This window comes from Streptomyces sp. NBC_00094, assembly GCF_026343125.1.
Classification (GTDB): Bacteria; Actinomycetota; Actinomycetes; order Streptomycetales; family Streptomycetaceae; genus Streptomyces.
The window spans coordinates 4895448-4915546 of the sequence record NZ_JAPEMB010000001.1; the positions used below are offsets into that span (position 1 = coordinate 4895448).

Consider the following 20099-nt stretch of genomic DNA (forward strand, 5'->3'; position numbering starts at 1 on the left):
TTCCGAGAGGGCTGAACCGCTCCCATGGCGAAGATCCTGAAGTTCGACGAGGACGCCCGTCGCGCCCTTGAGCGCGGCGTCAACAAGCTTGCCGACACGGTGAAGGTGACGATCGGCCCCAAGGGCCGCAACGTCGTCATCGACAAGAAGTTCGGTGCCCCCACCATCACCAACGACGGTGTCACGATCGCCCGTGAGGTCGAGATCGACGACCCGTTCGAGAACCTCGGCGCCCAGCTGGTGAAGGAGGTGGCGACCAAGACCAACGACATCGCGGGTGACGGCACCACCACCGCCACCGTGCTCGCCCAGGCCCTGGTCCGCGAGGGTCTGCGCAACGTCGCCGCCGGCGCCTCCCCGGCCGCCCTGAAGAAGGGCATCGACGCCGCCGTCAAGGCCGTCTCCGAGGAGCTCCTCGCCACCGCGCGCCCGATCGAGGACAAGTCCGACATCGCCGCCGTCGCCGCGCTCTCCGCGCAGGACCAGCAGGTCGGCGAGCTCATCGCCGAGGCGATGGACAAGGTCGGCAAGGACGGTGTCATCACCGTCGAGGAGTCCAACACCTTCGGTCTGGAGCTCGACTTCACCGAGGGCATGGCCTTCGACAAGGGCTACCTGTCCCCGTACATGGTCACCGACCAGGAGCGTATGGAGGCCGTCCTCGACGACCCGTACATCCTGATCAACCAGGGCAAGATCTCCTCGATCCAGGACCTGCTGCCCATCCTGGAGAAGGTCATCCAGGCCGGCGCCAGCAAGCCGCTGCTGATCATCGCCGAGGACGTCGAGGGCGAGGCCCTGTCGACCCTGGTCGTGAACAAGATCCGTGGCACCTTCAACGCCGTGGCCGTCAAGGCCCCGGGCTTCGGCGACCGCCGCAAGGCGATGCTCGGCGACATGGCCACCCTCACCGGTGCCACCGTCATCGCCGAGGAGGTCGGCCTCAAGCTCGACCAGGCCGGCCTTGAGGTGCTGGGCACCGCCCGCCGCGTGACCATCGCCAAGGACGCCACCACCATCGTCGACGGTGGCGGCAACGCCGAGGACATCGCCGGTCGCGTCAGCCAGATCAAGGCCGAGATCGAGTCCACGGACTCCGACTGGGACCGCGAGAAGCTCCAGGAGCGCCTCGCGAAGCTGGCCGGCGGCGTGTGCGTGATCAAGGTCGGCGCCGCCACCGAGGTGGAGCTCAAGGAGAAGAAGCACCGTCTGGAGGACGCCATCTCCGCGACCCGCGCCGCGGTCGAGGAGGGCATCGTCTCCGGTGGTGGCTCCGCTCTGGTCCACGCCGTCAAGGTCCTCGAGGGCAACCTCGACAAGACCGGCGACGAGGCCACGGGTGTCGCGGTCGTCCGCCGCGCCGCCGTCGAGCCGCTGCGCTGGATCGCCGAGAACGCCGGCCTCGAGGGCTACGTCATCACCTCGAAGGTGGCGGAGCTCGACAAGGGCCAGGGCTTCAACGCCGCGACCGGCGAGTACGGCGACCTGGTCAAGGCCGGCGTCATCGACCCGGTGAAGGTGACGCGCTCCGCCCTGGAGAACGCCGCCTCGATCGCCTCCCTCCTCCTCACCACCGAGACCCTCGTGGTGGAGAAGAAGGAAGAGGAGCCGGCGGACGCGGGCCACGGTCACGGCCACTCCCACTGAGGCGTGTCGTAACTGATCACTGAGGCCCGGTGCCCCCGTCGCGGGGGCATCGGGCCTCGTGCTTTCTCCGTTCCGCTCCTACCCCTCCACGGCGCCGAGCTGCCCCATCAGGCCGAGCAGGTCGTACTGCCACCACCCCTCGACGATCTTCCCGTCGTCCCGGAAGCGGTGGATGACCGTGCCGGTCATGGTCACGTCCATGCCCGTCGGCTGGAGCCCCATGAAGTCCCCGGTGTGGCTGCCCTTCCACGTCCAGCGGGTGCAGAGCCGGTCGCCCTCGGCGATCTGGTCGTCGACGGTGAAGGCGAAGTCGAAGCCGCCCCGCCACATCTCCACCTCGCGCTGGACGGCGTCCATGCCGATGACGTCCTGCTCGTTGGTCGGATCGTGGTCGTGGTACCCCTCGGCCAGGATCTCGTCGAGCAGCGCGAGCTCCCGTTCCTGCGCGAACATGTCCAGGAGACGCCGGGCATTGCCCTTGTATAGTGCCTCGTCCCGGACCACGTCGAGATCGGTGAAGGTCGGCATCTCGTCACAGAGCGCGACCATCTCCCGGAAGATCCGGTCGGTCTCGGGGAGCTGCGAGTTCCGCATGGCCACGTCGTAGGAGGGGAACTCGACGATCTCCACGATGTGGGAGGCGTCGGACCGGTCCTTGCCGACGATGCTGTGGGTCGCGGTCCGTTTGCCCTTGGTCTGCTCGACCCACCGGTCCATGAGCAGATTCAGGTCGTCCACCCGACTGGTCTTGCAGTCGATTATCTGTACGAAGGTCATGGCGCCTCCCGACCCCGGTAGGACCCTTCCAGTCTAGGTTGGACGGATGGAGCGGGCAGGGGGAGAACGGTCGGTCACCGTCGACAACGGTTCGGGTGTCGTGGTGATCGGCGACGGAAACCGGATCGGAGTACCGGAACCGATGGCGGTCCGCTCCGGATACCGGGAGCAGGTCCGCCGGATCGCCCCCACGGAACTCGTCGACCGCGAAGTCGAGTTGGCCGAGCTCGCGGCCTTCTGTCTCACCGGCTCCCGTCCCGCGTACGTCTGGTGGCGGGCGGAGGCCTGGGCCGGCAAGACGGCACTGCTCTCCTGGTTCGCCCTCGACCCGCCGCCGGGCGTGCGGATCGTCCCCTTCTTCGTCACGGCCCGTCTCGGCGCCCAGAACGACGTCACCGCGTTCGTGGACGTGGTCCTGGAACAGCTGGCGGAACTGGCCGGCGAAGGGCTCCCGGCCCTCCTGACCGCCGCCACCCGCGAAGCCCACCTGCTGCGTCTGTACGCCACGGCCGCCGCGTCCTGCGCCGCGCGCGGCGAACGGCTGGTCCTCCTCGTCGACGGCCTCGACGAGGACCGGGGTGTGACGACAGGCCCGGACGCCCACTCGATCGCGGCCCTCCTCCCGTACGACCTGCCCGTCATCGTCTCCGGCCGCCTCAACCCGCCGCTGCCGGTCGACGTCCCGGAGGACCACCCGCTCCGCGCCCCGGAGGCCGTACGGCTCCTGGCCCCCTCCCCGAAGGCCCGCGCGATCAGGGCGGAGGCGGAACGCGAGCTGAAGCGGCTCCTGGAGGCGGGCGGACTCCCGTACGACCTCCTCGCCCTCCTCACGGCGGCGGGCGGCGGCCTGACGGCGGACGACCTCGCGGAACTGACGGACGACGTCCCGTACCGGGTCAAGGACGTGCTGCGTACGGGGCCGGGGCGGACGTTCGCGGTACGGGGGGACGCGTACCTGCTGGCGCACGAGGAACTCCGGCTGCAGGCGGGAGAGATGCTCGGTACGCGGGAACTCGGCCGGTACCGGAGCGCGGTGCACTCCTGGGCGGAGGGATGGCGCGCCCGGGGATGGCCCGAGGACACCCCCGACTACCTGCTGCACGGCTGGTTCTCCGAGCTGCGCGCGGCCGGTGATCCGGAGCGGATGACGCGATGCGCCCTGGACGAGGACCGGCACGACCGGCTCCTCGCGCGCACCGGTGGGGACCTGGCGGCGCTGACGGAGATCGAGGAGACGGAGACGGCGGTCATCGACGCGGGTGTGCCGGACTTCCTGGACTTCCTGCGCCTGGTGGTGGCCCGTGAACGACTCGAAGGCAGGAGCGACGGCATTCCGCCGACACTGCCGTGGGCCTGGGCGGTGCTGGGGCGGTACGGCAGGGCGGAGGGTCTCGCCCGGAGCATCAGGAGTCTCGACTGGCGGGCGCAGGCCCTGACGGACATCGCCCTCCGGCTCTTCGAGACCGGTGAGACGGACGAGGCCGTGGCCCTGTTGGCCGAGGCTCAGGACGCCGCGGCGCAGGCGGGGAACATGACGGGCGACGAGCGCGAGAAGGCGTTGGCCGTGGTCTGCCGGGCGTGGTCACGCATCGGACTGCTCGACCGGGCGGCGGCCGTCGCCCTCCTGGTGGAACACCCGCGGACGAGGTCGGAGCTGCTCTGCGAGCTGTCCCGCGCATGGTCGGCGGCCGGTATGCGCGAGCGGGCCGTCGCGCTGTGCCGTGTCGAACCGGACGCGCCGACCCGGGCGCGGGTGCTGGCGGAGACGGCTGTGGGCTACGCCGAGTGCGGGGACGTCGAGCAGGCCGTGAGGCTCGCCGCCGAGGCGGGGCCGGACGGCGAGGTCCTGCCGCTGGTCCGTATCGCGGGGGTCCTTTTGCGCGGCGGCGATGGCAGGGCGGCCGCGATCCTGGACCGGGTGGACGCGATGATCCGGGTGTCGCCGGTTCTCGCCGCCACGGTGGGGGCGCTGGCGGAGGCCGGCGAGTTCGAGCGCGCCATCGCCGCGGTGCGGTTGCTCGACAAGCCCGAATCGCGGGCCTGGGCCCTGCGTGACGTGGTCGGCGCCTTCGTGGCCGCGGGGCGGCGGGACCGCGCACAGGCGCTGGCGGAGACGATCGAGGCCCCGGAGGCCCGGGGGTCCGCCCTGCGTGAGGTCGTGGCCGGCCTGGCCGCCACGGACGACCTGGGGACGGCCGAGGAACTCGCCTGGTCCATCGACGACGAATGGGCGAGGGAACGGGCGCTCCGCGTGGTGGTGAACGCCCTGGTGGCGGCCGGCGCGCTCGACCGGGCCGAGGCCCTGGCACGCCGCGGTGACCCGTGGCGGACCTTGTCCCGGCACCTGCTTGCCGCGGTCGTGGAGGCGCTGGCCGTCTCCGGCGACCTGCGCCGAGCGCATGAGCTCGCCTCTGACGTGCCCTACGGCGAGGGTGGGCTCGCCCTGGTCCGTGGAGTGGTGACGGCCTGCTCCGAGGGCGCCGGGCCCGAGGCCCTCGCCGCGGCGGCGGGGCTGGTCGCGGAGGTGGAGGACCGGATCAGAGCGGAGTCCCGGGGAACGGCGGCCGACCCGTTCCACGCGGCACGGGCGCTGGCGGAGGCGGGGTTCGCCGACCTGGCCCGTGGCCTTCTGCGTGGTGTCGAGGACGGGCCCGAACCGGTGGGGGACGCGGCCGAGGGCGGGGCCGCCCCGATCGGCTGGCAGATCCGGGCGGGTTCGGCGGCCGAGGCCCTGGTCCGGATGGGGGAGTTCGCTCGCGCCGAGGCGCTCATGCGGCGCCTCACCGCCGTGCCCTCGGCCTTCCTCGCGGCGGTGGAGCTGGTGCGACGCCTGTGCGGCGAGGGGTTGTTCGAGGACGCCGAGGCCGTCGGGGAACGGCTGGACGGCCAGGTCGGGGAGCACCTGTGGCTCGTCCTGGCGGAGGGGGCCGCCGAGCACGGTGAGGTGGCGAAGGCGGAGTCGTACGCACGGCGGGTGACCCGCGCGGACGATCGTGTGCGGGCCTGGGCCGCGATCGCGGTGGCGTACGCGAGGGCGGGGGACGGGGAGCGGGCCGACGTCTGTCTGGACGAAGCGCTGTCCCACTTCGAGCAGGGGCTCCTTGTCTTCATGGCCGTCCCCGGCCTGGTTCGGGCGCTCTTCGAGCTCGGTGAGGAGGAGGCGGGGGACAAGCTGCTCGCCGAGGCCGCCGGGGGTGCCGGGTACGGCGCCAGGTGGATCAGCTCCGGGCACGTGTCGGAGATCGTGCGCGCCCTCGTGGCGGGGGGTGAGTACGACCGGGCGCGCGCCTTCGTCCGGTCCCTCCCGGACTCGGGCGACACCCTCCACGTGTGGATCGCTCTGGTCACGGCGCTCGCGGAGGCGGGGGAGCACGCCCGAGCGGCCGCCGAGGTGCGGGTAAGGGGACTGCCGGGCGAGTCGGAGGAGTCCGGGGACATGCCCTTCGGATGGGGCCGGCTGGTCCGGGTCGTCGAGCCCGGGCGGGGGCGGTTGCTGCTCGCGCGGCTGCTGCGGAAGCACAGTCTCGAGGATCTGCTCCCGGACGTCCTGTCCCTCGAACCGGCGGCCGCTCCCTTCGTCTTCGAGGTGTGCGCACGCGGGTCCGCGACGTCGCCGTGACCCGAGAGACCCCGCCCGGGGCCCCCGCCCGGGGCCCCCGGGCGGGGCCTCTCGGCGGGCGCCCTACGCCGAGTGCCGGAGGTCTGACGCCCTGACCTCCTCCGCGAACGGCTCGCCCCGCCCGTAGCGCGCCACCTCCTCGATCGCCTGGTCCGCCATGCGGTGGAGTTCGTTGCCCAGGGAGCCCGCCACATGGGGGGTGAGGAGGACGTTCGGGAGGGTGTAGAGCGGGGAGTCCGGGGGCGGGAGTTCCGGGTCCGTCACGTCGAGGGTCGCGTGGAGGCGGCCCGTGCGGAGGTGGGGGAGGAGGGCCGTCTCGTCGACCAGGGAGCCGCGGGCCGTGTTGATCAGGGTGGCGCCGTCCGGCATGGCGGCCAGCTGGCGGGCGCCGATCATGCGGTACGTGGACGGGAGTTGGGGCGCGTGGACCGAGACGACCGTGGAGCGGGCGCAGAGGTCGTCCAGGTCGGTCAGTTCGGCGCCGGGCGGCGGGACCGTCACGTACGGGTCGTACAGGAGGATCTCGAAGTCGAAGGGGCGGAGGAGTTCGACGACCCGGCGGCCGATGCGGGAGGCGCCGACGATGCCGACCGTGCGGCGGTGGTTGCCCCAGGCCGCGGACTCGGTCAGCCAGGCGTGGTCGGTGCGGAGTTCGGCGTACCGGTGGGCGGAGCGGAGGACCTGTTTGCCGGCGAAGAGGATCGCGGCGAGCGTGTACTCGGCGACCGGCAGCGCGTTGGCGGCGGCCGCCGAGGTGACGCGGAGGCCGCGGTCCCAGCAGGCGTCGGTGATGTGGTGCTTGACGGAGCCGGCCGCGTGGACGACGGCCCTGAGGCGCGGGGCCCGGTCGAGGACCTCGGGGGTGAGCGGGGTCGCGCCCCAGCAGGTGAGGAGGAGTTCGGCCTCGGCGAGGGCTGCGGCGGTCCGCGCGTCGGGGGCGGTGAGGTCGTGGGCGACGAGGTGCGGATCGGTGCGGGTGAGTGCCGCGAGGCGCTGCCGGTGGGCGTCGGTCAGCAGGCGTTCCGCGGTGTCCGGGCCCATCGCGAGGAGGAGCGCGGGGCGGTTGTCAGTGGTGGGGTGCATCGTGGGAGCAGGCCTTCCTCACTTGACGCTGCCGGCGGTCAGGCCGGCCTTCCAGTGGCGCTGGAGGGAGACGAAGGCGACGACGAGGGGGACGACGGCCAGCAGGGATCCGGTGACGACGAGGGGGTAGAAGTCGGGTTCCGCGTGGGCGTTGCTGTTCCACGCGTACAGGCCGAGGCTCAGGGGGTAGAGCTTCTGGTCCGAGAGCATCACCAGGGGGAGGAAGAAGTTGTTCCAGATGGCGGTGAACTGGAAGAGGAAGACGGTCACGAAGCCGGGCATGACCATGCGCAGACCGATGGACCGGAAGACGCGCAGTTCGCCGGCCCCGTCGATGCGGGCGGCCTCCAGGGCCTCGTCGGGGATGTAGCCGGCGCAGAAGACCCGGGAGAGGTAGACGCCGAAGGGGTTGACGAGGACGGGGATCAGGACGGCCCAGTAGGTGTTGACGACGCCGACCTCGCTGGCGAGGAGGTACATCGGCAGGGCGAGCGCGGTGGTGGGGACGAGCACGCCCAGGAGGACGAGGCCGAAGAGCTGCTCCTTGCCCCGGAAGTCGTAGACGTGGAAGGCGTATCCGGCGGCGACGCTCACCAGTGAGCAGGCGAGGGCGCCGAAGCCCGCGTAGAGGAGGCTGTTCAGGTACCAGTGGAAGTAGATGCCGTCGTTGTACTCGGCGAGCCGGGAGAGGTTGCCGCCGAGGTCGAAGCCCTCGAAGGAGAAGGCGTCTCCGGCGAGGAGCCCTCCGGCGTCCTTGGTGGCTGCGGTGATCAGCCACACGAGGGGGAAGAGCATGTAGACGACGGCGAGGAAGAGGGCGCCGTTGACGGCGGTCCCGGAGAGCCAGGCGGAGCGCGTACGGGGCTTGCTCATGCCATCGGCTCCTTCCGGGCGGTACCGGACTTCCGGCGGCCCGTCAGTCGCGTCACCGCGAAGGAGAGCAGCGCCGCCGTCAGGGCCAGGAGGACGGAGGCCGCCGCCGCGAGCCCGTAGTCGTTGCGGTCGAAGGCCGCGGTGTAGGCGTACATGTTGGGCGTCCAGGTGGAGGTGACGGCGGAGCCGGTGCCCTTGTTGAGGATCAGCGGTTCGGTGAAGAGCTGGAGGGAGCCGATGATCGTGAAGAGGCCGACCATCGCGAGCGAGGCCTTGACCAGCGGAATCTTGATGGAGAAGGCGATGCGCCAGGCGCCGGCCCCGTCGACGGTGGCCGCTTCGAGGACGGAGCGGTCGATGGCCTGGAGGGCCGCGTAGAAGATGACCATGTTGTAGCCGAGCCACTCCCACAGGGCGATGTTGACGACGGAGGGCAGGGCGCCTTCGGGGGAGAAGAAGTCGAAGCCGATCCCGCCGGCCTCCATCGCCTTGACGACCGGGCTGAGTTGGGGCGTGTAGAGGTAGACCCAGATCAGGGCGGCGATGATGCCGGGGACGGCGTGCGGCAGGAAGAGCGCGAGCTGGAAGAAGCGGCGGGCGCGGGCGAGCGCCGAGTCGAGCAGGAGGGCGAGGCCGAGGGCTCCGACGAGCAGTAGCGGGATGTAGGACAGGCAGTATCCGAGCAGGACGCCGAAGCCCTCGCGGAAGGCCCGGTCACCCAGCGCCGCGGTGTAGTTGTCGAGGCCGGTGAAGACGGTCTCGGTGCCGCCGAAGCCGAGTCCGGACTGTTTCTCGGTGAAGAGGCTGAGCCAGACCGCGTAACCGATCGGCACCACCATCACCGCGGTGAACAGCAGGAAGAACGGGGTCAGCAGGATCGCGGCGGCGCGGGTGCGGGCCTTCACGCGGTCAGCCCTCGACCTTCAGGCCGCGCTTGGTGAGTTCGGCGACGGTGGCGTCGTGCCCGGCCTTGACGGCCTCCGCGACGGTCGGACCACCCTTGGTGATCTTGCCGAAGTGGTCCTTGATCGTGGTGTTGGTGGTGCCGGTGGTCGGGCCCCAGGCCCAGTTGGGGTTGATGGAGGCGCCGGAGGCCTCGAAGAGGGCGTAGATGTCCTGGCCGCCGTAGTAGCTCGCGTCGAAGGCCTGCTTGGCGACCGGGCGGAGGCTCGCGGCGGCCGGGAAGGCGGAGGAGGTGCCGGAGGCGATGCGGGCCTTCACTCCTTCCTCGGTGGTGGACATCCACTCGGCGAAGGCGACGGCCGCCGCCTTCTGCTTGCTGTCCTTGGTCACGGCGAAGGAGGTGCCGCCGAGCATCCCGCTGGCGGGCTTGCCGTCCCAGCTGGGCATGGGCGCCACGGCCCACTTGCCGCTCTGCTCGGGCAGGGTGCCCTTGAGGACGCCCGCGCCCCAGGAGGCGCCGAGGTAGCCGATGGTGGTGCCGTTCTTGAGGGAGCCGGTCCACTCGGGGCTGAAGGAGGCGTTCTTGTGGACGAGACCGTCGTCGAGGAGGCCCTGCCAGTAGGCGGCGACCTTGGTGGTGGCGGGGTCGGTGGTGTCGATCTTCCAGGTGTCGTCACCGGCCTTGAACCACTGGGCGCCCGCCTGCCAGGCCATGGCCTCGAAGGTGGTCGGGTCGTCGGGGAAGAAGGTGGCGATACGGGTCTTGGCGTCGGCCTTCTTGACCTGCTCCGCGGCCTTCCTGAACTCGTCCCAGGTGGTGGGGGCCTGGACCTTGTACTTCGCGAACAGGTCCTTGCGGTAGAAGAAGGCCTGCGGAGCGGCGTCGAAGGGGACGGCCCAGGACTTGCCGCCGAGGGTGGTGAGTTCGACGCTCTGCGGGAGCAGCTTCGCGCGGTCGGCCTCGGTGAACTCGCCGCCGATGTCCTGGAGGGCGCCGGAGCTCACGAACTCGGGGAGCGAGGAGTACTCGATGGAGACGAGGTCGGGGGCGTTGCCGGCCTTCACGGCGTTGGAGATCTTGGCGTAGCCGCCGGCGGTGCCGGAGGGGATCTCCTCGAAGTTCACCTTGATGTCGGTGTGGGAGGCGTTGAAGGCGTCCACGACGTCCTTGGAGCCCTTGGCCCAGCCCCAGAAGGTGATGGTCACGGGCCCGTTCGGCTTGTTCGCCTTGTCCGGCTGGTTCGCGGTGTCGTCACCGCCGCCGCCGCAGGCCGTGAGGACGGCGAGGGCGGTGGCGGTGCCGGCTATGACGCGGGACGTTCTGCTCCAACTACGGGTCACGGCTCGGCTCCTGGAGGCGGGGCGGCTGGGAGGTTGTGGCCGTGATCCTGTGACCGTTCATGACCGAAGTCAAGAGCGAAAGATTGATTGATCGAAAAAAGATCAGATCGATCGTGCGGGATGCCCCGGGCGCGCTCCGCAGGAGGCCCGCACCCGCAGCGTCGGCAGCAGGCTCAGATGACGCCGCACCACCTCCTCGTCCGGCCCCGCGGCATCCTCGCCGAGTCGCTCCACGAGCAGCTCCGTCGCGTACCGCCCGACCTGCCGCTTGGGCGGGGCGACCGCCGTCAGCGGGGTGTCGGCGAGGGCCGCGACCTCGTCGTCGTACGCGATGAGCGCCAGGTCCTGCGGCACCCGCACGCCCAGCTCGGCCAGGCGCTGCACGATCTCGATCGCGTCCACGTCGTTGTGGACGAGCGCCGCGCCCGCGAGCCCCGAGCGGACCGCCTCGTACAGCGCCCGCACCGCCCGCTCGAAGCCCTCCGGATCCGCCTCCGCCGGTACGGAGTCGATGACCGGCCGGGGCTCCTCGAGGCCCAGCGTCCGCAGCGCCTCGGCGTACCCGGCGCGCACCGCGAGCGCGGTCGGGGAGTCCCCGCGGGCCACGAGCAGCGGCGTCGAGTGGCCGAGCCCGAGCAGGTGGCGCAGGGCGAGCAGGACGCCGTGCCCGTGGTCGGAGACGACCCGGTCCAGGCCGTCGAGCGGGCTGCCGGGCTCGGCCCTGCGCTCCAGGAGCACCGCCGGTACGGGGAGTTCGGCCAGCCAGTCGCCGTACGCGAGCCGGTCCTCGGGCCCGCGCCAGCCGGGCGCGACCAGCACGCCCTCGGCGCCGGCCGCGAGCAGGCCCTCGGTGCGGGCCCGGTCCTCCTCCGGCCGGTAGTCCGAGATGCGCAGCACCAGCCGGGCGCCGGCGCGGGCCGCCGCCTCGTGCGCCCCCCGGATGACCTCGGCGAAGTAGTACGTGGCGGAGGGGGCGAGCAGGCCGAGGACCAGGCCCTCGCCGGACCGCCCCGCCCCCGGGGCACCCTGCGCCCGGGGCCAGGACACCTGGCCGTGCACCCGGTCGAGCAGCCCCTGCGCGGCCAGCGCCTCGACGTCCCGGCGGGCGGTGACGGGGGAGACCCCGAGCCGCTCGGCCAGTTCGGCGACGCGGGCGGTGCCGCGCTCGCGCACCAGGGCCAGCAGTCGGTCGTGTCGTTCGGCAGCTGTCTCGCGCACGGCGCAGTTCCCCCTCGCGGTGGTGGTGGTCCCCCGACCCTAGTCCACGAATGATCGAACGACGGAAGTTTCGATCATTCGCTCCGGATCCCTTGACGTTCGATCGGAGCCTGTCCAGGATTCCGGGCGACGCAACCGTCACCCCAGGGAGCCCTCAGGGAGCATCATGCCCACGCCGCCCGAGAACCGTGAGCTCAGCCCGTACACCGGCTGGACCCGTGTCCACTGGGAGGCCGCGGCCGACCGGCTCCTCCTCGCCGTCCGCCCCCACGCCTCACCGCGCGGCGGCCTCATCGACCTCCCCGGCCCGCGCCCCAGCTGGTCCGGCGCCCGCTCCGACGGCCTGGAGGGCTGGGCCCGCACCTTCCTCCTCGCGGCGCTCCGCGTCGCGGGCGCCCAGGGGGAGGACCCCGCCGGCCATCTCGCCCGGTACGCCGAAGGCCTCGCGGCCGGCCCCGGGAGGCCCGGAGCCCCCGACCCCGACTCCTGGCCCCGCATGGCCGACACCCGCCAGGCGATCGTCGAATCCGCCTCGATCGCCCTCGGTCTCCGTCTCACCCGCCCCTGGCTCTGGGACCGCCTCGACGACCGCACCCGCCACCGGGTCGTCGACTGGCTCCGCCCCGCCCTCGGGCCGTCGCCCGTCGACAACAACTGGTGGCTCTTCGGCCTCACCGTCGCCGGCTTCCTCCAGGACGCCGGCATCGAGACCGACCACGCCGCCGCCACGATCGACCGCTCCCTCGCCCGCGTCGAGGAGTGGTACGTCGGCGACGGCTGGTACAGCGACGGCGACAACCGCGCCTTCGACCACTACAACGCCTGGGCGCTGCACTTCTACCCCGCCCTCCACGCCCACCTCGCCGGCGACCGGACGCTCCTCGACCGCTACGGCCCCCGCCTGCACCGCCACCTCGACGACTACGTCCACCTCTTCGACGCGAGCGGCGCCCCCCTCCCGTACGGGCGTTCCCTGATCTACCGCTTCGCCGCGGCCGCCGCCCCCTGGCTCGGCACCCTCACCGGGCACACCCCGCTCACCCCCGGAGCCACCCGCCGCCTCGCCTCCGGCACCCTGCGGTACTTCCTCGACCGCGGCGCCACCGACGAGCGCGGGCTGCTCACCCTCGGCTGGCACGGCCCGTACCCGCCGCTCGTCCAGGAGTACTCGGGTCCCGGCTCCCCCTACTGGGCGTCCAAGGGATTCCTCGGTCTCCTCCTGCCCGCGGGACACCCGGCCTGGACCGACCCCGAGGAGGCCCTGCCCGCCGAACGGACCGACACCGTCCGCCCCATCGCCCCGACCGGGCTGCTCGTCCAGACGACCGCCGCCGACGGACTCGTACGCCTCCACAACCACGGCAGCAACCACGTCCACAGCGCCGAGGAGGACGAGGACGACCCCGGCTACGCCCGCCACGCCTACTCCACGCGGACCGGCCCCAGTGCCGGTCCGGCCCCGGCCGACAACCACTTCGCCCTGCTGACGGAAGACGGCCGGGCCAGTACGCGCGGCCCCGCCCTCCCGGCGGGCACGGGCCCGGACTGGGCGGCCTCCCTGCACACCCCCCACCCCGGCGTCCGGGTCCTCTCGGCGACCCTCGCCCACGGCCGCGCGGAGGTCCGCGCGCACCTCGTGCTCGGCGCCCCGGAGGGGACTCCCGTACGGCAGACGGGCTGGGCCACGACCCCCGACGGGCCGCACGCGGAACTTCACCCGGTCCACGGCTACCCGGAGGCCGCGACGGCCACCGAACTCCCCACCGGGGAAACCCTTCAGGGTCCCGGCAGCCGGACCCTCGCCCTGGAGGGCGGCACGCACGGCCCCAAAAGCCTCTTCGTCGCCCTCGCCTCCCTCACCGCCGAACCCGCCCCGGCCCCCGCGGCCGGCCTCGCGCACGTCCGGGTCACCGGCCACACCCTGCACGTGACCTGGGGAAACGGCTCCACCGACGGCTCCGTCACCCGACTGGACCTCGCCGCCCTCGCCGCCCTCGTCCCGAACGGTCAGTGATCCCGTACGGGCGTCACTTCGGGCCGTACTTGCGCCCCGCCTTGGAGGAGACACCGCCGAGCAGCCCGCGCGGCGCCAGCTTCACCACACCCATCAGGGCCTTGTAGCGGGGGTCGGGGATCGACAGGGTCTTCCCCCGCTCCAGGTCCCCGAGCGCCGCCGTCACCAGCTTGTCCGCGTCGAGCCACATCCAGCCGGGGATGTTGTCCGTCCCCATCCCGGCCCGCTCGTGGAACTCGGTCCGCACGAAGCCGGGGCAGAGCGCCATCAGCCGCACCCCGCTGCCCGCGAGGTCCCGGGCCGCGCCCTGGGTGAACTGCACGACCCAGGCCTTCGACGCCCCGTACGTGCCGCGGGGCACGAAGGCCGCCACCGAGGCGACGTTCACCACCGCGCCCCGGCCCCGCTCCTTCATCGAGGCGGCGGCGGCGGAGGTCAGCCGCAGCACCGCCTCGCAGTGCACCGTGAGCATCTTCAACTCGTCGGCCATGGAGACTTCGAGGAACCGGCCCTTGTTGCCGAAGCCGGCGTTGTTCACGAGCACGTCGACCGGCTGCTTCGGGTCGGAGAGCCGCGCCTCGACGGCCGCGATGCCCTTCTCCTCGGCCAGGTCCGCCGAGAGGACCTCGGCCTCGATGCCGTGCCGGTCGTGCAGTTCGGTGGCCTGTTCCCGGAGCCGCTTCATGTCCCGGGCCACGAGCACGACATCGTGACCATCCGCCGCCAGCCTGCGTGCGAAGGCGGCCCCGATGCCCGCGGTGGCCCCCGTAATCAGTGCAGTCGTCATACGGGCACGTTAGTGCCCCGCCCGGCCGTACTTGTCCGCGTACTGGCGCGCGAGCGCGAGCAGCTCCGACTCCATCCACTCCGCGGCGACCAACGTGCCGGGCAGCAGCGCGCGTTCGACGGTCGCGGCGCGATGCAGCAGCGCGACGGTCACGGCGTGGTCCGGCCGGTGCACGACCGCGATCGGGTCACCGGCCCGCACCTCGCCCGGCGCGATCACCCGGAGCAGCGCGCCGGGTCCGGCCGTCGACCGCGTGAACCGCTTGACCCAGCCCCGCTCCTCCATGCCCCGCTCCTCCATGAACCCCGCGAACGTCCGGCACGGGATGCGCCCGCCGGTCACTTCGAGGACCACGTCCTCACCGATCCGCCACCGCTCCCCGATCAGGGCGCCGTTCACGTCGAGGCCGAGCGTCGTGAGGTTCTCGCCGAAGGAGCCGTTGCCCAGCTCACGGCCGAGCTCCCGCTCCCACCGGTCCAGGTCCTCCCGGGCGAAGGCGTACGCGGCCCGGTCGTCGCCGCCGTGGAACCGCAGGTCGCAGACCGCGTCCCCGGCGACACCGCTCGCCCCGGCACCGCGCGCCCCCGGGGCCTCGATCCGCACGGGCCCCGTGACGGGCCGCTTGTCGATGCCCGTCATCCCCGACGCGGAATCGGTGTAGTCCACCGCCCTGGCCCGGCCCGCATTCACGCTCAACAAGGTCATGCGGGCACTTTACGGGCGATACATCTCAAAGGATCGCCTACACATACGGCGCTTCACCCAAGATTCGCTTATGCTTGAACGCATGATCGAGGCACGCCATCTCCGCGTCCTGCGCGCCGTCGCCGCCACCGGCTCCTTCTCGGCCGCCGCGCGCGAACTCGGCTGCACCCAGCCCGCCGTCAGTCAGCAGATGAAGGCGCTCGAAACCTCCGCCGGCACCCCGCTGCTGATCCGTACCGGGCGCGAGATGCGCCTCACCCAGGCCGGCGAGGTCCTGGTGCGCCACGCCGCCGGAATCCTCGCGGGGCTCACCGCCGCGGAGGAGGAGGTCGCCGCCATCGCCGGGCTCCGGGCGGGCCGCGTCCGGCTGGTCTCCTTCCCCAGCGGCAGCTCCACCCTCGTACCGACCGCGCTCGCGGCCCTGCGCGCCGCGCACCCCGGCACCCGGGTCTCCCTCGTGGAGGCCGAACCGCCGCGCTCGATCGAGATGCTCCGGGAGGGCGACTGCGACGTGGCCCTCGCCTTCCGGTACGGGGCGGGGCAGGCCGAGTGGGACGACCTCGTCGTCCGCCCGCTCCTCGCGGACCGACTGGTGGGCCTGGTGCCCGAGGGGCACCGGCTCGCCGGAGCCGACTCGGTCGGCATCGCCGAGCTCGCGGAGGAGTCCTGGATCGCGGGCTGCCCGCGCTGCCGCCGCCAGCTCGTGGACGTCTGCGAGGAGGCGGGCTTCACCCCCCGCATCGACTTCGCCACCGACGACTACCCGGCCGTGGTGGGCCTGGTCGGCGCGGGGCTGGGCGTCGCCGTCCTGCCCGAGCTCGCCATCGAGTCCGTACGACCCAAGGGGGCGCGGACCGTGACCGTGGAGCCCGCCGTGGAGCGGGAGATCGTGGCCCTGACCCTGCCGGACCTGGCACAGGTCCCGGCGGTCGCCGCCACGCTCGACGAGCTGATCCGCGCCGCCACGCGCGCGTAGGCACTGCCCCACGTACGTACTGCCACGCGTCGGCATTGCCACGCGCGCGTGGGCGCGGGCTGTCTCGTGTTCCGTCTCAGACTCCGCCGTCTCTTCGGCTGTCTTTGGGGAAACGTTCCTTCACATGCGCTCCACGATCGGGCGGCTCGCTGCCGCCGCCGATGTCGTCATGGACGTCACGGACGTGACGGACGCGGGCGTCGGCGCCGCCGTGATCAGGCGGTTCCGGGCGCGTCCCATGAGCTCTTCGCGTTCGTCCTCGGTGAGGCCGCCCCATACGCCGTAGGGCTCCCGCACGGCGAGTGCGTGAGCCGCGCACTCCGCGCGTACCGGGCACCGCATGCAGACCTCTTTCGCCGAGTTCTCGCGCGCACTCCGTGCCGCGCCGCGCTCTCCCTCGGGGTGGAAGAACAGGGAGCTGTCCACCCCGCGGCAGGCCGCGAGGAGTTGCCAGTCCCACAGATCGGCGTTGGGTCCGGGAAGGCGGGAGAAATCTGCCATTGCGCTAGTCCCCTTGAAACCGTGTCGAACGGATAGGTGGGCGGGTGGATGGCTGATCGACCGGGGCTCCTCGGGCCCCGACGGGTCGGGGTAGTACAACTACTGTCGAAGTAGATGTAAATATGACTCATTGCGAATCTAGCCACAGACACTGCGAAAAGGGAAGAAAACCCGCTAAATGGGGCATAGCTTTTGATCAGGGACGGAAAGGTCGCGTCGCTCTCCTCCGCTTACGGGCCCTCACGTAGAGTGCGGAAGGCTGCCGTCCGACCCGTAACTCTTTCGAGTGACCGTCGTTGAGTGTGCGGAGGCGGTTGAAGGAACAAGCGATCGGGCAGGTGTCCGAGAGCGTCAATCGCACAGGTGACGATACGTACCAGCCCTGGAGGCTCAAGGTGACGCGCAACAGCTGCGAGAGCCACGGAGGTCAGTCATGACATCCGTCCTCGTCTGCGATGACTCCCCGCTTGCCCGAGAGGCGCTTCGCCGCGCGGTCGCGACCGTGCCCGGCGTCGAGCGTGTGACCACCGCGGCCAACGGCGAGGAAGTCCTCCGCCGCTGGGGCGCGGACCGCTCGGACCTCATTCTGATGGACGTGCGCATGCCCGGACTGGGAGGTGTGGAGACCGTTCGCAGGCTGCTCTCCGCGGACCCGGGCGCCCGCATCATCATGCTCACGGTCGCCGAGGACCTCGACGGCGTCGCGCTCGCGGTCGCCGCGGGTGCGCGTGGCTATCTGCACAAGGACGCCTCGCGCGCCGAACTGCGGGCCACCGTCACCCAGGCGCTCGCCGATCCGACCTGGCGGCTCGCCCCGCGCCGGCTCCGTTCGGCCGAGATGGGCGCCGCGCCCACGCTCACCGCGCGCGAGATCCAGGTCCTCGAAGGCATGAGCCACGGCCGGTCCAACGCGGAGATCGGGCGCGAGCTCTTCCTCTCGGAGGACACCGTCAAGACGCACGCCCGGCGCCTCTTCAAGAAGCTGGGCGCCTCGGACCGGGCGCACGCCGTCGCGCTGGGATTCCGCTGGGGCCTGGTGCGCTGAGTCGCAGGTCACCGGCCTTCTCCCCGTCCGCATCCACGTCCGTCGTGGGGTGGACGGGGCGGGCTTGTGTCACTTCCTCGCGGAATGCCGCATCCTTGAGATGTGGAGTTCCTCGGGGACGAGTCGGTCGAGCGGGAGGGGAGGGCGCGGGAGATGAGTTCCGGCGCACCTGCTCATAACGCTTCGGTGCACAACTACGGACGCGGTGCCGCGAACGCAGAGGCGTCGGGGCACCATGGAGCGATGCGCGACGACGAGACCGTGGGTTCCCCCATGCCTGCCGGGCAGGGGGACATCGGCGCGCTCGTGCGCCGCGCGGTCGAGGGCGACGCGCAGGCCACGCACGACCTTCTGGCGCGCGTGCACCCGCTCGCCCTGCGGTACTGCCGCACCCGCCTGAACCGGTTGCCCGGGGACGCCCGCCACTTCGTGGAGGACCTCGCCCAAGAGGTCTGTGTCGCCGTCCTGATGGCGCTGCCGCGCTACAAGGACACGGGCAGGCCCTTCGAGGCCTTCGTCTTCGCCATCGCCGGTCACAAGGTCGCCGACCTCCAGCGCGCCGCCATGCGACACCCGGGGTCCACGGCCGTGCCCTCCGACGAGATGCCGGAGCGGCCGGACGACTCCCTCGGTCCCGAGGAGCGCGCGCTGCTCAGCGACGACGCCGAGTGGGCCAAGAAGCTGCTCGCCAACCTTCCGGAGAACCAGCGCGAGCTGCTCGTGCTGCGGGTCGCCGTCGGGCTGACCGCCGAGGAGACCGGGCAGATGCTCGGCATGTCCCCCGGGGCGGTCCGGGTCGCGCAGCACCGCGCGCTCAGTCGGCTCAGGGCGCTGGCCGAGCAGTAGGTCTTGCGCCGCGAAGTAAGCGTTGCCGGGGCCTGTCGGCCCTTTCGTACACGTACAAACGTCCAAAGCTTCTGGCTGATCTTGATCGTGGAATGAGACACGGCTTCGGCCCGTTAGCATGGACATCCGCACCGATCAAGGCCATTTGGGGAAGGTGTCATGACTGCAAACGTCGACGGAGTGCCCGAGAAATTCGCGACACTCGGGCTGACCTACGACGACGTGCTGCTGCTGCCGGGCGCGTCCGAGGTCCTCCCGAACGCGGTCGACACCTCGTCCCGCATCTCCCGCAACGTGCGCGTGAACATTCCGCTGCTGTCCGCGGCGATGGACAAGGTCACCGAGTCCCGCATGGCGATCGCCATGGCGCGGCAGGGCGGCGTGGGCGTGCTCCACCGCAACCTGTCGATCGAGGACCAGGTCAACCAGGTCGACCTCGTGAAGCGCTCCGAGTCCGGCATGGTGACCGACCCGATCACCGTGCACCCGGACGCGACGCTGGCCGAGGCCGACGCGCTGTGCGCCAAGTTCCGCATCAGCGGTGTCCCGGTGACCGACCCGGCGGGCAAGCTCCTCGGCATCGTCACCAACCGCGACATGGCCTTCGAGTCGGACCGCAGCCGCCAGGTGCGCGAGGTCATGACCCCGATGCCGCTGGTCACGGGCAAGGTCGGCATCTCCGGTGTGGACGCGATGGAGCTGCTCCGCCGCCACAAGATCGAGAAGCTGCCGCTCGTCGACGAGTCCGGCATCCTCAAGGGCCTCATCACGGTCAAGGACTTCGTCAAGGCCGAGAAGTACCCGCACGCGGCCAAGGACGCCGAGGGCCGGCTGCTCGTCGGCGCGGCCGTCGGCGCCAGCCCCGAGGCGCTGGAGCGCGCGCAGGGCCTGGCCGCCGCGGGCGTCGACTTCCTGATCGTCGACACGTCCCACGGCCACAACAGCAACGCCCTGAACTGGATGGCGAAGATCAAGTCCAGCGTCGGTGTCGACGTCATCGGCGGCAACGTCGCGACGCGTGACGGCGCGCAGGCCCTGATCGACGCCGGTGTCGACGGCGTCAAGGTCGGCGTGGGCCCCGGCTCCATCTGCACCACCCGTGTGGTCGCCGGCATCGGCGTCCCGCAGGTCACCGCCATCTACGAGGCGGCGCTCGCCGCCCGCGCGGCCGGCGTCCCGGTCATCGGCGACGGCGGCCTGCAGTACTCCGGCGACATCGGCAAGGCGCTCGCCGCCGGCGCCGACACGGTCATGCTGGGCAGCCTGCTCGCCGGGTGCGAGGAGTCCCCGGGCGAGCTGCAGTTCATCAACGGCAAGCAGTTCAAGTCGTACCGCGGCATGGGCTCGCTCGGCGCGATGCAGTCCCGCGGCCAGGGCCGGTCGTACTCGAAGGACCGCTACTTCCAGGCCGAGGTGGCCTCGGACGACAAGCTCGTCCCCGAGGGCATCGAGGGCCAGGTGCCCTACCGCGGCCCGCTGGCCAACGTCCTGCACCAGCTCGTCGGCGGCCTCCGCCAGACCATGGGCTATGTGGGCGCGGCCACCATCGAGGAGATGGAGTCCAAGGGCCGGTTCGTCCGGATCACGTCCGCGGGCCTCAAGGAGAGCCACCCGCACGACATCCAGATGACGGTCGAGGCACCGAACTACAGCAGGAAGTAACACAGCGCGACGCGTGGGGGCGGTTCCGGCATGTGGCCGGAGCCGCCCCCCACGCTTGTGTCGGGGATACTGGTAGGCGCAGACGTAGAGGGAAAGGCCACA

At 71.7% G+C, this 20099-nt stretch carries 16 protein-coding genes; 7 read left to right on the forward strand and 9 right to left on the reverse strand.

The genetic code is table 11. The features are described from left to right. Positions 1–24: 24 nt before the first annotated feature. On the forward strand, positions 25–1647 hold the full coding sequence (groL, locus tag OG580_RS21840) for a chaperonin GroEL (RefSeq protein ID WP_267045347.1): 1623 nt from the start codon (positions 25–27) through the stop codon (positions 1645–1647). A gap of 78 nt (positions 1648–1725) precedes the next feature. On the opposite strand, the gene OG580_RS21845 is transcribed toward groL, so the two are convergent. Then, positions 1726–2424 carry an ester cyclase gene (locus tag OG580_RS21845; protein WP_267045348.1) on the reverse strand — a complete coding sequence of 233 codons (699 nt, stop codon included), beginning with the start codon at positions 2422–2424 and terminating at the stop codon, positions 1726–1728. Positions 2425–2470: 46 nt separating this feature from the next. On the opposite strand from OG580_RS21845, the gene OG580_RS21850 reads away from it, so the two are divergent. Further along, positions 2471–6043: a hypothetical protein gene (locus tag OG580_RS21850; protein ID WP_267045349.1), complete on the forward strand. Its 3573-nt coding sequence runs from the start codon at positions 2471–2473 to the stop codon at positions 6041–6043. A 63-nt stretch (positions 6044–6106) separates the two neighbouring features. On the opposite strand, the gene OG580_RS21855 is transcribed toward OG580_RS21850, so the two are convergent. From OG580_RS21855 to OG580_RS21875, 5 genes are all read right to left on the reverse strand, one after another. Then, complete coding sequence (locus OG580_RS21855; protein ID WP_267045350.1) at positions 6107–7126, reverse strand: hydroxyacid dehydrogenase; 1020 nt, start codon at positions 7124–7126, stop codon at positions 6107–6109. A gap of 18 nt (positions 7127–7144) precedes the next feature. Beyond that, a complete protein-coding gene (locus OG580_RS21860) occupies positions 7145–7999 on the reverse strand; it encodes a carbohydrate ABC transporter permease (RefSeq protein WP_267045351.1) in 855 nt (284 codons plus the stop codon). Then, complete coding sequence (locus OG580_RS21865) at positions 7996–8904, reverse strand: carbohydrate ABC transporter permease (protein WP_267045352.1); 909 nt, start codon at positions 8902–8904, stop codon at positions 7996–7998. The genes OG580_RS21860 and OG580_RS21865 overlap by 4 nt, the downstream gene beginning before the upstream one ends. 4 nt (positions 8905–8908) lie before the next feature. Continuing rightward, complete coding sequence (locus tag OG580_RS21870) at positions 8909–10243, reverse strand: ABC transporter substrate-binding protein (protein ID WP_267045353.1); 1335 nt, start codon at positions 10241–10243, stop codon at positions 8909–8911. A 102-nt stretch (positions 10244–10345) separates the two neighbouring features. Further along, positions 10346–11461, reverse strand: a complete 1116-nt coding sequence (locus OG580_RS21875; RefSeq protein WP_267045354.1) for a LacI family DNA-binding transcriptional regulator — start codon at positions 11459–11461, stop codon at positions 10346–10348. A 166-nt stretch (positions 11462–11627) separates the two neighbouring features. Here OG580_RS21875 and OG580_RS21880 point away from each other — a divergent pair, with 166 nt between their 5' ends. After that, positions 11628–13475, forward strand: coding sequence for a DUF2264 domain-containing protein (locus OG580_RS21880; protein ID WP_267045355.1), 1848 nt, complete (start codon positions 11628–11630; stop codon positions 13473–13475). Positions 13476–13488: 13 nt separating this feature from the next. Here OG580_RS21880 and OG580_RS21885 read toward each other — a convergent pair whose 3' ends face one another. Both OG580_RS21885 and OG580_RS21890 read right to left on the reverse strand, forming a co-directional pair. Further along, entirely contained in the window at positions 13489–14262 is a 774-nt protein-coding gene (locus tag OG580_RS21885) for an SDR family oxidoreductase (protein WP_267045356.1), read from the reverse strand. Positions 14263–14271: 9 nt separating this feature from the next. Beyond that, on the reverse strand, positions 14272–14967 hold the full coding sequence (locus tag OG580_RS21890) for an MOSC domain-containing protein (protein WP_267045357.1): 696 nt from the start codon (positions 14965–14967) through the stop codon (positions 14272–14274). An 82-nt stretch (positions 14968–15049) separates the two neighbouring features. Here OG580_RS21890 and OG580_RS21895 point away from each other — a divergent pair, with 82 nt between their 5' ends. Further along, positions 15050–15943 carry a LysR family transcriptional regulator gene (locus tag OG580_RS21895; protein WP_267045358.1) on the forward strand — a complete coding sequence of 298 codons (894 nt, stop codon included), beginning with the start codon at positions 15050–15052 and terminating at the stop codon, positions 15941–15943. Between the two features lie 120 nt (positions 15944–16063). Here OG580_RS21895 and OG580_RS21900 read toward each other — a convergent pair whose 3' ends face one another. Continuing rightward, positions 16064–16444, reverse strand: coding sequence for a WhiB family transcriptional regulator (locus tag OG580_RS21900; protein ID WP_267045359.1), 381 nt, complete (start codon positions 16442–16444; stop codon positions 16064–16066). 433 nt (positions 16445–16877) lie between these two features. Between OG580_RS21900 and OG580_RS21905 the strand changes: the two genes are divergently transcribed. The 3 genes from OG580_RS21905 (at position 16878) to guaB (ending at position 19997) form a co-directional block, all read left to right on the forward strand. Continuing rightward, positions 16878–17489: a response regulator transcription factor gene (locus tag OG580_RS21905; protein ID WP_003948568.1), complete on the forward strand. Its 612-nt coding sequence runs from the start codon at positions 16878–16880 to the stop codon at positions 17487–17489. A gap of 243 nt (positions 17490–17732) precedes the next feature. Beyond that, positions 17733–18335 carry a sigma-70 family RNA polymerase sigma factor gene (locus OG580_RS21910; protein WP_267045360.1) on the forward strand — a complete coding sequence of 201 codons (603 nt, stop codon included), beginning with the start codon at positions 17733–17735 and terminating at the stop codon, positions 18333–18335. A gap of 159 nt (positions 18336–18494) precedes the next feature. Further along, a complete protein-coding gene (guaB, locus tag OG580_RS21915; protein ID WP_267045361.1) occupies positions 18495–19997 on the forward strand; it encodes an IMP dehydrogenase in 1503 nt (500 codons plus the stop codon). The last annotated feature ends 102 nt before the right edge of the window (positions 19998–20099 follow it).

Coding starts and splice junctions, on each gene's coding strand:
- OG580_RS21855 (WP_267045350.1), bottom strand. CDS start 7,126: ATGCACCCCACCACTGACAACCGCCCCGCGCTCCTCCTCGCGATGGGC.
- OG580_RS21910 (WP_267045360.1), top strand. CDS start 17,733: ATGCGCGACGACGAGACCGTGGGTTCCCCCATGCCTGCCGGGCAGGGG.
- OG580_RS21850 (WP_267045349.1), top strand. CDS start 2,471: ATGGAGCGGGCAGGGGGAGAACGGTCGGTCACCGTCGACAACGGTTCG.
- OG580_RS21845 (WP_267045348.1), bottom strand. CDS start 2,424: ATGACCTTCGTACAGATAATCGACTGCAAGACCAGTCGGGTGGACGAC.
- OG580_RS21905 (WP_003948568.1), top strand. CDS start 16,878: ATGACATCCGTCCTCGTCTGCGATGACTCCCCGCTTGCCCGAGAGGCG.
- guaB (WP_267045361.1), top strand. CDS start 18,495: ATGACTGCAAACGTCGACGGAGTGCCCGAGAAATTCGCGACACTCGGG.
- OG580_RS21860 (WP_267045351.1), bottom strand. CDS start 7,999: ATGAGCAAGCCCCGTACGCGCTCCGCCTGGCTCTCCGGGACCGCCGTC.
- OG580_RS21880 (WP_267045355.1), top strand. CDS start 11,628: ATGCCCACGCCGCCCGAGAACCGTGAGCTCAGCCCGTACACCGGCTGG.
- OG580_RS21885 (WP_267045356.1), bottom strand. CDS start 14,262: ATGACGACTGCACTGATTACGGGGGCCACCGCGGGCATCGGGGCCGCC.
- groL (WP_267045347.1), top strand. CDS start 25: ATGGCGAAGATCCTGAAGTTCGACGAGGACGCCCGTCGCGCCCTTGAG.
- OG580_RS21895 (WP_267045358.1), top strand. CDS start 15,050: ATGATCGAGGCACGCCATCTCCGCGTCCTGCGCGCCGTCGCCGCCACC.
- OG580_RS21900 (WP_267045359.1), bottom strand. CDS start 16,444: ATGGCAGATTTCTCCCGCCTTCCCGGACCCAACGCCGATCTGTGGGAC.
- OG580_RS21890 (WP_267045357.1), bottom strand. CDS start 14,967: ATGACCTTGTTGAGCGTGAATGCGGGCCGGGCCAGGGCGGTGGACTAC.